Source organism: Kribbella caucasensis, assembly GCF_004361855.1.
In the GTDB taxonomy this organism is placed as follows: domain Bacteria; phylum Actinomycetota; class Actinomycetes; order Propionibacteriales; family Kribbellaceae; genus Kribbella; species Kribbella caucasensis.
Map to the genome: position 1 here is coordinate 1 of NZ_SNWQ01000057.1, position 10,353 is coordinate 10,353.

At 67.6% G+C, this 10,353-nt stretch carries 8 protein-coding genes and 2 pseudogenes; 5 read left to right on the top strand and 5 right to left on the bottom strand.

Features of this window, described 5'->3' with window-relative positions; translation table 11 throughout:
• Nucleotides 1-318: 318 nt before the first annotated feature.
• From EV643_RS43305 to EV643_RS43315, 3 genes and pseudogenes are all read left to right on the top strand, one after another.
• Nucleotides 319-675, top strand: coding sequence for a YciI family protein (locus EV643_RS43305; protein ID WP_133806065.1), 357 nt, complete (start codon nt 319-321; stop codon nt 673-675).
• A gap of 342 nt (nt 676-1,017) precedes the next feature.
• Nucleotides 1,018-1,952: pseudogene (locus tag EV643_RS43310) on the top strand (ATP-binding cassette domain-containing protein).
• A complete protein-coding gene (locus EV643_RS43315) occupies nt 1,949-2,698 on the top strand; it encodes an ABC transporter permease (protein WP_133806066.1) in 750 nt (249 codons plus the stop codon). Before EV643_RS43310 ends, EV643_RS43315 begins: the two are co-directional and overlap by 4 nt.
• Here EV643_RS43315 and EV643_RS43320 read toward each other — a convergent pair.
• The 4 genes and pseudogenes from EV643_RS43320 to EV643_RS43330 form a co-directional block, all read right to left on the bottom strand.
• On the bottom strand, nt 2,682-5,117 hold the full coding sequence (locus EV643_RS43320) for an ATP-binding protein (RefSeq protein WP_238166217.1): 2,436 nt from the start codon (nt 5,115-5,117) through the stop codon (nt 2,682-2,684). The genes EV643_RS43315 and EV643_RS43320 overlap by 17 nt on opposite strands.
• Nucleotides 5,118-5,188: 71 nt before the next feature.
• Nucleotides 5,189-5,800 (bottom strand): annotated as a pseudogene (locus EV643_RS46320) (AfsR/SARP family transcriptional regulator); the annotation flags it as partial.
• Nucleotides 5,801-5,874: 74 nt separating this feature from the next.
• The gene (locus EV643_RS43325) at nt 5,875-6,636 is read right to left on the bottom strand and encodes a methyltransferase family protein (protein WP_133806067.1); all 762 of its coding nucleotides are present in this window, start codon (nt 6,634-6,636) and stop codon (nt 5,875-5,877) included.
• Between the two features lie 48 nt (nt 6,637-6,684).
• Complete coding sequence (locus EV643_RS43330; protein WP_133806068.1) at nt 6,685-7,674, bottom strand: alpha/beta fold hydrolase; 990 nt, start codon at nt 7,672-7,674, stop codon at nt 6,685-6,687.
• 204 nt (nt 7,675-7,878) lie between these two features.
• Here EV643_RS43330 and EV643_RS43335 point away from each other — a divergent pair, with 204 nt between their 5' ends.
• On the top strand, nt 7,879-8,640 hold the full coding sequence (locus EV643_RS43335; protein ID WP_133806069.1) for a DinB family protein: 762 nt from the start codon (nt 7,879-7,881) through the stop codon (nt 8,638-8,640).
• A gap of 104 nt (nt 8,641-8,744) precedes the next feature.
• Here EV643_RS43335 and EV643_RS46325 read toward each other — a convergent pair whose 3' ends face one another.
• A complete protein-coding gene (locus tag EV643_RS46325) occupies nt 8,745-9,476 on the bottom strand; it encodes a VOC family protein (protein WP_133806070.1) in 732 nt (243 codons plus the stop codon).
• Between the two features lie 142 nt (nt 9,477-9,618).
• Here EV643_RS46325 and EV643_RS43345 point away from each other — a divergent pair, with 142 nt between their 5' ends.
• The gene (locus EV643_RS43345; RefSeq protein ID WP_133806071.1) at nt 9,619-9,960 is read left to right on the top strand and encodes a TraR/DksA family transcriptional regulator; all 342 of its coding nucleotides are present in this window, start codon (nt 9,619-9,621) and stop codon (nt 9,958-9,960) included.
• Nucleotides 9,961-10,353: the final 393 nt, after the last annotated feature.

Sequence of the window (10,353 nt, forward strand, 5' to 3'; positions counted from 1 at the left end):
CCATTCCCCGCCAAGAAGCCCATCGACCGCCACCTGACCCAACCCCCGCCGGACACGATCAACATCGTGCGCCAGAGCTAAAGTTACCGGTATTGCCCTACTGGCACGCAGTCTTAGCCGTCATGACAACCCGCTGGTCATTGATCCGATGGATCAGGGGAGGATGCCCATGGATCGGATCCGGAGTCCGGCGACGTGGCCCGTGGATCGACGGGTCGTGAGAATTTCTGCCGACTGCCTGTCGGATCTGGAGCGAGCCGTTCGTTGCAGGGGTGAGAGGCGGCCGGAGGACGGCCGCCTGGGACAAGGAGTGATGAGATGCCGAAGTACCTGATCTCGTTCGAGAAGGGCGCGATGGACCATATCCCCGAGGAGGACTTCCCCGAGGTGGGCAAGACCAGCCACGCGGTGGTCCAGGAAGCCAAGGACGCCGGGGTGTTCGTCTTCGCCGGCGGGCTGAGGTACGACGACGGCGACGTGGAGCACGCCGTGGTGGCCACCGACGGGCTGGTCACCGACGGCCCGTATCCGGAGAGCAAGGAGCTCATCGGCGGCTTGATGATCGTCGACGTACCCACCCGGGAGGCGGCCCTGGAGTGGGCCGCGAAAACCGCGGTCGCCTGTCGCTGTGCACAAGATGTCCGCAAGTTCATACACGACCCGGAAGCCGACTGATCGAAAGAGATCACGTCTGGCGCGGTACCTGCCGTCGTGCACGGCCCGCCATGCACGACGGGGCCCTGACCTATGCCTCCAGGGCGTGCACTGGGGCCAAGGTCACTGTCGACCTGGCCGGTACTGCGGTTTCGCTGCCACTGGTGGCCGGTACGTCCAGCGGGAAGTAGCTCGGATCAATCCTGTGTACGGTCGCGGCCAGCGTGGTCGCGACCGTACACGCATGTCTGGTACCGGATGCGCACCGCCCCTGACCTGGCCGAACGACGTACGAACGCCGTGGCGGTGGGCGTGTCAGGGGCGTGTCAGCGCGGTGTCTGGCCGGACGCCGATGGTTGTCGCATGACAACTTCTGCGATTGCGGTTTCAGGGCTGCGAAAGGCCTTTGGGGACAAGACCGTTCTCGATGGCATCGATCTCGATGTTCCTGCGGGCACGGTCTTTTCCCTGCTCGGCCCGAATGGGGCGGGCAAGACGACGACGGTGAACATTCTGACCACGTTGATGAAAGCCGACGGTGGGACGGCCCGCGTGGCCGGCCATGATGTCGCGACCGACGCCAAGGCCGTGCGCGCGGCGATCGGGGTCACCGGCCAGTTCGCGGCGGTGGACGAACTGCTGACAGGGCAGGAGAACCTGCAGCTGATGGTGGATCTGAGCCAGGTGCCCGTCGGCAGAGGGGTCGTCACGGACCTGCTGGAGCAGTTCGAGCTGGTGGAGTCGGCGCGGAAGCCAGTGTCGACCTATTCGGGGGGTATGAAGCGGAAGCTGGACCTGGCGATGACGCTCGTCGGCAACCCGCGGATCATCTTCCTGGACGAGCCGACGACGGGACTGGATCCGCGCAGCCGTCGCACGATGTGGGCGATCGTCCGTGACCTGGTCGCCGATGGCGTGACCATTTTCCTCACCACCCAGTACCTCGACGAAGCCGATCAGCTCGCCGACCAGATCGCCGTACTCAATCAGGGCCGCCTGGTCGCCCAGGGCACTCCCGACGAGCTCAAACGCCAGATCCCCGGGACGCACGTCCGGCTCCGGTTCAGCACTGTCGCCGAACTCGACGCGGCCGCGCGGGTCCTCACCGACTCCACCCGGGACGACGAGCACTGGCCTTGCGGGTTCCTGGAGATGGTGGGACGAAGTCGCTGCGGGCCCTGCTGGACAGGCTCGATGAGTACTCGATCAATGCCGACGAGTTCTCCGTTCACACACCGGACCTTGATGACGTTTTCCTCGCCCTGACGGGCCACACCACGGAGGTAGTCGCGAAATGAGCGCCAAGTCCCATTCGCTGGTCATGTTGCGTCGCGACTTCAAACACATCGCCCGGAATCCGACCTCGGTGTTCAACGCGGTCCTGATGCCGATCGTGATCATGTTGATGTTCGTGTACATGTTCGGAGATTCCTTCAACGTCGGTGTCGACTACATCGATTACGCGACGCCTGGACTGATGCTGCTGGCAGTTTGTTACGGGCTGGGAGCCACCGCGACATCGGTGAACTCCGACATGACGAAGGGCATCATCAACCGGTTCAAGACCATGGACGTCTCCCGGGGTGCGGTGCTGACCGGTCACGTCGTCGCCAGCGTACTGACCAACCTGATCGCCATTGCGGCCCTCGTCGGAGTGGCTTTCCTGCTGGGATTCAGCCCGGCGGCGAGTTTCGTCGATTGGCTCGGCGTGATCGGCATCATCGTGCTGCTCGGTTTCGCGGCCGGCTGGCTCACGGTCGCCCTGGGATTGTTCGCGAAATCTCCGGAAACGGCGGGTCTGGCCTCCGTACCGTTGGTCATGCTGCCGTTCTTCAGCAGCGCGATCGTACCGGCGGAGAACATGGGACCGGGCCTGCGGCAGTTCGCGGAGTACCAGCCCTTCACGCCGATCATCGAAACCATGCGCGGGCTGCTCAACGGCGCACCGGACACCGGCGACGCGACCGCCGCCATCGCCTGGTGCGTCGGGATCGCTCTCGTCGGGTACCTGTGGGCCCGCTCCACCTTCACGAAGCGAGCGTGACCTCGACCAACTGAGTCCAGCTCGTCTGGGTGCCTTCCTGCGCCGCCTCCGCGAACTTCGCTTCGCCGAGGCGGCGCCGCACTGTCTGCTCGATCCGGGCCTCGTCCGGGTGGGAACGATCCGGCAGGCCGCGCACGGCGACGCTTGCCGCGAGCAACCGTGCGGCCTGCTCGTACTGGTCGCAGCGCAGTGCCAGATCCGCGACTCCGACGAGTATCCGCGCGATCACGGCCGCGTGCCCCGCCTCGGCCGCCGCCTCGCAGGCCGCGGCGCGGTGCTTGCGGGCCTCACCGAGATCGTCGGCAAGGTAGCCCAGCAGGTCGTGTGTCCCCGCGCGGATGTGCTTCGCTTCGTCGCCCAGCAACGTCGTCGCGACGCCGAGTTGCCGGGACGCCTCCTCGGCGTCGCCGCGCCAGCGAGCGAGTTCCGCCTGGGAGAGGGCCAGGTGAGCCAGCGCACCGGGCCACGTGACCCGCTCGGCGCACCGCAGGGCCTCGGCTGTGGCGGCCGCGCTGGCGTCCTCATCGCCCAGCAGCCAGTACAGCTGAGCCTGTCGCGACCGCATCGGGATGACGTCCTCGATCGTACCGACTTCCGTGACGGCCGCGATCGCCTCTTCGTAGTGCTCACACGCAGCGGCGAACTCTCCGCGTACGGCGATCCGTTCCGCCAGCTCGGTCAGGGCGAACGAGATCCCGAACCGTTCACCGAGGGCCCGGAACTCGGCGAGCGCCGACTCGAGATACGTGTCCGCCTCCCGCCCGCCGTGGCCGAGGATGGTCCGCATCTTGCCGAGGTGCAGCCGGGTCAGTGCGCGTACCCAGGGGTCCTCGTCGTCCAGCAATGGTTCCCACGCGGCCAACGGGTCCGACCCCTGCAACATGAGTTCCAGCGGGACGGCGAGCGCCATCCCCGGGTGCCTGCGTTGACTGATCTGGCTGAACCGGTACGCCTTGTGGATCCACTCCGCCGCATGGTGTTCGTCGCCCGGACCGGAGTTCAGGAACAACACGACGAGCGCGTACACCGTGGCCCGGATATCGTCGGTCACCTCGCCAGGCGTTTCGGTGGCCGCGGTGATCAGCTCGTTGCCTTCGGTCCGGTGTCCGCCGAGCCACCAGTACCAGCCGGCGCCCGCCGCGAGCCGCATCGCCTCCTGCGCCTCGCCGGCCGCGAGCGCCCCACGCATCGCGGAACTGATGTTGTCGTGATCGGCAGCGAGCGTGGCGAGCCATTCGACTTGCTCGGCGCGGCGAAGCTGGGGCTCCGCGGTCTGGGTGAGTTCGGTGAAGTAGGCGAGATGCGCGTGGCGCGCCAGATCCGATTCCCCCACCTCCGCCAGGCGGTCAGCGGCGTACTCCTTGATCGTGCCCAGCATCCGGTACCGCGGTGCGCCGTCGCTCGCAGCGACCAGCAGCGACTTCTCAGCCAGTGCGGTGAGCAACTCGAGCACGGCCTCCCGCTCGACCGCGTCGCCGACGCAGACCCGCTCGGCCGCCTCCAGGCTCGCCCCACCCGAGAACACCGAGAGCCGACGCAGAACCGTCCGTTCGGCGTCGGTCAGCAGCTCCCAGCTCCAGTCGACCATCGCGCGCAGCGTCCGGTGACGGGGCAACGCGGTACGGCTGCCGCCGGTCAGCAGGCGGAACCGGTCGTCGAGCCGGTTGGCGAGCTGATCGATGGACATGGTGCGCAACCTGGCCGCGGCCAGTTCGATCGCCAGCGGCATCCCGTCCAGCGCCCGGCAGACGCGCACCATCGTCGCCAACGTCTGGACGTCGACCGCGAGATCCTTGCGTACGGCGCTCGCCCGGTCCCGCAGCAACTGGACGGCCGGCGAGGACTCGATCTCGCCAGGGCCGGCGTCCTCCTCCGGCAAGGCCAACGGCACGACCGGCCAAAGTGCCTCACCGGTGATGCCCAGCGATTCCCTGCTCGTCGCCAGGATCCGCAGCCGCCGGCACTCCCCGAGCACTCGATATGCGAATGCCGCCGCAGCCTCGACCACGTGCTCGCAGTTGTCCAGGATCAGCAGCAGCTCCCGCTCGCGGATCGCTGCGATGACCCGTTCCGTCGGCTCGGCGTTCTGTGCCTCGCCGGCCAGCAGGGCATCCCGGAGGCCGAGCCCGGCGAGCGTCGCCTGAGCCACGTCACCGTCCGCACCGATGGCCGCGAGCTCCACCAGCCAGGCCCCGTCCGGCAGGTCGCCGAGCAGCGTTCGCGCGGTTTCCGTGGCCAGCCTGGTCTTCCCTGAGCCGCCCGGCCCGATAAGAGTGGTGAGCCGATGTTCGGCGATGAGGTCGCGGACCGCGGCGACATCGGCATTCTTGCCGACGTAGCTGGTGAGCTCGGCACGCAGGTTGGTCTTCCGGCTTTCCTCCCGCCGTCCCAACTCGCCCCGCAGCAGCGCGACGTGCACTGCGGACAGCTCCGGTGAGGGTCGACGCCCAGCGCGTCGGCCAGGGCTTCTCTCGTGTTCTCGTACACGAGCAGCGCCTCTGAATCGCGACCGGACGCAGCGAGGGCACGCATCAGCGCGGCGGCAAGCCGTTCTCGCATCGGATGCGCGGCCACCAGGTCGGTCAGCTCCGTGACAAGCTCCGCACCGTGGCCGAGGCTGACCTCCGCATCGAACCGATCCTCCATGGCGGTCAGGCGTAGCCGCTCGAGCCGGGTGACTGCCGCCTCAAACGCCTCACTGTCCTGCAAACCGACGTCCTGCATGGCCGCACCGCGCCACAATGCGAGGGCCTCGCGCAGCAGCCCTACCCGGCGCGGATCCTCGTCATTGCGGGCCTGACCGACGAGGCGTTCGAACCGTACGGCGTCGACAGCATCGGGTTCCACCGTCAACCGGTAGCCTTCCGGCTGCCCCTCGACCGCACCTTCCGGCAGCACCTTCCGCAGCCGGGAAACCAAGCGCTGCAAGGCGTTCGCCGCATCGGAGGGCGGATTCTCACCCCAGATCCAGTCGACGAGCCTCGCCTTCGGGACCACCTGACCTGGCTCGAGCGCAAGGGCGGTCAACAACCCGCGCAACCGGGCGCCCGGCACGTCGGCGAAGACGCCATCGGCCGTACGAACCTCAAATGATCCAAGCATCCCGATCTGCACCCCGCCGATCTTGCCATGGCGGCAGGCCCCAACTGCTGACCGGTCTTCTGCTTGTACGACGCCTACGGGCGGTCTGGGCTGTGCACCGAGCCTCGCCGGATGGGAAGTCTGGGCAGGAGGGCGGGGACGCGGGCGGCGTAGTCGTCGTACGACGCTCCAAACGTGTTGCGGAGGTCGCGCTCCTCGAACCTGATCCCAACGGCGATGTAGCCGGTCGCGGCGAGGGCGAAGAGAAGATGCGATGCGCCCATCCGTGGTGTCGCCCAGAAGGCCAGCACCAGCCCCGTCATCATCGGGTGTCGCACGACGGTGTAGAGACCGCCGACGTATAGGTCAGAGGTGAGACCGGGGTCTCGAGCGGCTGCCCATCCGGCCTGCCGCAGCCCAACGAGTTCGAGGTGATCGATCGCGAACGTTGCGGTGATCGCCAGCGCCCAACCGGCAGCGAAGAGTGACCAGGCGATGATCGTGACCGGGCCCTCGGCGTGCCAGATCTGCTCACCCCAGGGTTGCCAGAGCACCAGCAGCAGCGCGAGGCAGATGTCTGTGGCGAGCACGTAGGAAGTGCGTTCGAGCGCCGTCGGGATCCGCCGACTCAGCCATGACTTCACCTGACGACGCGCCATCACCGAGTGCTGGACGGCGAAGAACAGCAGGAGCGCCAGGTCGATGGCGACGGCGCGAGCGGTGGTCGTGCGGTCGGGTCCGTCGACGGTCCTGGGGACGACCACGCCGGCGAGGAAGGCCATCGTCCACACGGTGACAACGACGAACCCCAACCAGGCGGCGGCCGAGAGGAGGAGATCGGCAGGGCGTCGGGACATGTCTCCATGCTGCGGGGTGGCCGTCCCCGGCGCAGCCGTGGAATTACCTCACTTGTGCGGGTGTCGCGCGACGTACCAGGCTGCGACTTGGGAACGAGATCTGAACCCGAGCCGCAGCCGGATCCGCTCGAGGTGCGACTCGGCGGATCGTTCGGTGATTCCCAGGCGGTCGGCCAACTGGCGGTTCGTGAGGCCGTCCGCCACGAGGGCCGCGACTTCTGTCTGGCGGGCGGTGAGTCCCGTGGGAACGGTCCTTCGTAGCCGTGGCAGTCCGAGAAAGCGTCGGACCTGTTCGACCAGCGACTCCACATCCCCGATGGCAGGAAGGTGCGAGCGACCCACGAGCTCCACGAGCTGGGCGCCCGGGATCGCGTCGGCGAGCACCCTGCTCTGGTCGAACGGAGCGGCTCGGTCTCCGCTCCGATGCAGCACCAGCGTCGGCGCCTGCACCCGCGCGAGGCTCGGAAGCACGTCCAGGGCGTAAGCGAGACGCAACAAGGCGACCGCTGTCTCGGGCGAGGAGGCTGCGCGCTGGTAGCGGGCGAGAGCGAGGCGGGTGCCGGCATCAGCCTCGGGTGCGAAGAGATCGGTGAGCAGGTCTGATCCCAGACCCCAGTGAGAGGCAAGCAGCCCGAGCACGTGCCGCTTGCTGTCCTCGTCGCCGATGGCGTCACCGGTCGCCCAGCCGCCGTACAGCACCAGACGCGAAACCTTCTCCGGCTGATCGGCGGCCCACTGCGCGGCCACCGCCGCCCCAAGCGACCAGCCCAGGACGTCACAGCGGGTAACGCCGAGCGCTTCGGTCACCGCGGCGATCGTGGCAAGCTCGAGCGCCATCGTGCGAGGGCCGTCGTAGGCGTCTGAGAGGCCACAACCAGGGCGGTCGTAGCGCACCAACGTGCGGCCCGACGACAGCGACTCGTGGAACATGCGCTCGGCGGGGATGGCCCATCCGAGCTCGAGATGACTGAGCCATCCCGGCGCAACCAGCAGGAACGGCCCGCTGCCTGTCAGGGCATAGGCCACCCGCCCCGCCATCGGCCAAGTGCGCCATCCCCAGGCGCTGGTCCTGCGCAACCACGACACCAGTGAACAGCAGTGAGGTCGCGATTGGCTCAAGGGTCTTGGCCGGCACCGCCCCTACCGCAGCTCACCGGCATGTGCGCGATGGCGGCATGAGAATGCGCATGTGGTCGATAATTTGGCCGTGAAACGCGAGGGCGCGCTCGACAAGGAGAAGTCATGGCAACCTTCACCCGGTCCGACGACCTGCAGGGAGCGGAGTTCGTCGACGCGAACCTGCGTGGCGCCCGGTTCGTCGGGGCTGACCTATCTGACGTCGTGATGCGCGGCGTCCAAGTGGAGAGGGCGGACATCGACGCACCGTGGCTGTTCGACGGCGAGAGCTTCTTGCGCGTCAACGGCGTCGACGTGATCCCCTTCGTCGAGGCCGAGCTCAACCGCCGCTTTCCCGGGCGCGCCGACCGGCGCGCCGAAGATCCGGATGGCCTGCGCGCGGCCTGGGCCACGCTCGAGCGCATATGGGCGGCCACGCTCGAGCGCGTCGCGGCGATGCCGGCTGGCACGGTCGACGTTTCGGTAGACGGGGAGTGGTCGTTCGCGCAGACGCTGCGGCACCTGGTCCTTGCCACGGACATGTGGCTGGGCCGGGCGATTCTGGAGATCGAACAGCCATTCCACCCCATCGGTCAAACGGACGCCGGCGCCGAGGACGAACCCGGCTTGGACATGTCGATCTTCGCGACGGTCACACCGTCGTACGCCGAGGTGCTCGAGGTCCGAGCGGGCCGCGTCGCCATGGTGCGCGACTTCCTCGTCGCCGTCACGTCAGACAAGCTGGCCGCGACCCGCAAGAACCCCCATGATCCCGAATACCCGGAGACCACCCTCTCGTGCCTGCACGTGATCCTCGAGGAGGAGTGGGAGCACCACCGCTACGCCGTACGCGACCTCGACGCGATCGAGGCGAAGTCCGACGCATGAGCCGGCGTCGGCCGAATGCACCGAATTACTTGTAGGCAATGCCGGCTAGGGCGCGTCGCAAATCCGGGCTCGTGGCCGTAGTGAGCGGATGAAGAGGGTTTGGGTCAGCCTGGGGCGAGGAGGCAGAACTCGTTGCCTTCCGGGTCGGCGAGGACCGTCCACGGGACGTCGCTCTGGCCTAGGTCGATGGCGGTGGCGCCGAGAGTCCGCAGTCTGGCCGCCTCTGCCTCCAGGTCGTCACCTGGGTATGGGCGGAGGTCGAGATGGACTCGGTTCCACACGGTCTTCACGTCGGGTGTGCGGAGGAACTGCAGATATGGGCCGACGCCCTTGGCGGAGCGCAGTACCGCGTTGTGGTCGGTCACCTTGTGTAGGGTCCAGTCCATGGCCTGGCCCCAGAAGCGGGCCATGGCTCGCGGATCCGCGCAGTCGACCACTACCGTGGCGATCGGTCCGGTGTCTTGGTAGAGCGAGTCCAGCACGCAGAACTCGTTGCCCTCTGGGTCGGCCATGACCGTCCATGGGACGTCGCCCTGGCCTACGTCGGCGGGTGTTGCGCCGAGATCCTTCAGGCGCGTGACCACCTCCGCCTGATGGGCCGCCGAGGTGGTGGCGAGGTCGACGTGCACGCGGTTCTTCACCGTCTTGGGTTCCGGGGAGGCGATGAGGTCGAGGCAGACGGCGACGGGGTCGGGATAGACGAAGCCCTCGGGTTCGAGGTTGGTCACGCCGGGTCCCTCGCTGGAGACTCTCCAGCCGAGCGCCTCCGCCCAGAAACTGCCCAGCGCGGAGTCGTCCCGAGCCTTCATGTTGATCTGAACAAGCCGCGTTGCCATGCCGACGATGCTAGCGGCAGTCTGGCACATCAAGATCAGCCGTACTGATCTCGGCATGAGCGCGCGGATTTGCGGCTGTGCGGACCTCCTGAAAGGCTGCCCGGGCGCCTTTCATGACGGCAAGCGGTGTCAGCATTGGCGGATGGACAGGGCTCGCGAGCTGCTCGAGGCGGAACGACAACAGGCGCTCCGGCGCCTCGCGGGCCTGACCGGCGACTTCAACGAGGTGGTGGCGGCCTCCCGTGACGCCAACGCCGATGACGAGCACGATCCTGAGGGTGCGACGATCGCGTTCGAGAGGTCCCAGGTCGGAGCGCTTGTGCTGCAGGTCCAGGGTCACTTGGCAGAGGTCGAGGCGGCAATCGAGCGGCTGGTGGCCGGCACCTACGGGATCTGTGAGCGGTGCGGACAGCCGATCGCGAAAGCCCGGCTCGAGGCGAGACCGGCGGCACGCACATGCATCGGATGCGCGTCTGCACGCTGAATCACCGCCTCCCGTGGGATATAGACCCCGATCGAAGCCGGCCGAACAGCGCAGCCCGGCCTCAGCAGCTTGATGACCTGCGGCCTCTGTGGCAGTTTCGAGCATCGACTATCGGCGGCAGAAGCGTGTGCCTTCTGGTCAGGACCGCAGCCGCGCTGCCAGGGTGTCGAGACCGGGGCCTTCGAGGTCCGCCAGACCCTGCGGTCGCCCCGCGAGGGTGACCAACAGAGCCTCGGCCAGCCCGCGCACCTCGGGGCCGGTGCCGTGAACCCAGTTGACATCAGTCGCGACCGCCCGGCCTGAGTTGGGTCAGTTGAGCAGATTTTCAGGTGCTGGAACGCGCTGACCTGCGGATATGTGGTTGGTTAGTGCGTCCTCAAGGCACTAATCCGG

Bases quoted from the DNA above. Each gene is read 5' to 3' on its own strand.
- EV643_RS46325 (WP_133806070.1), bottom strand. From the start codon at position 9,476: ATGGCAACGCGGCTTGTTCAGATCAACATGAAGGCTCGGGACGACTCC.
- EV643_RS43325 (WP_133806067.1), bottom strand. From the start codon at position 6,636: ATGTCCCGACGCCCTGCCGATCTCCTCCTCTCGGCCGCCGCCTGGTTG.
- EV643_RS43335 (WP_133806069.1), top strand. From the start codon at position 7,879: ATGGCAACCTTCACCCGGTCCGACGACCTGCAGGGAGCGGAGTTCGTC.
- EV643_RS43330 (WP_133806068.1), bottom strand. From the start codon at position 7,674: ATGGCGGGGCGGGTGGCCTATGCCCTGACAGGCAGCGGGCCGTTCCTG.
- EV643_RS43345 (WP_133806071.1), top strand. From the start codon at position 9,619: ATGGACAGGGCTCGCGAGCTGCTCGAGGCGGAACGACAACAGGCGCTC.
- EV643_RS43305 (WP_133806065.1), top strand. From the start codon at position 319: ATGCCGAAGTACCTGATCTCGTTCGAGAAGGGCGCGATGGACCATATC.
- EV643_RS43315 (WP_133806066.1), top strand. From the start codon at position 1,949: ATGAGCGCCAAGTCCCATTCGCTGGTCATGTTGCGTCGCGACTTCAAA.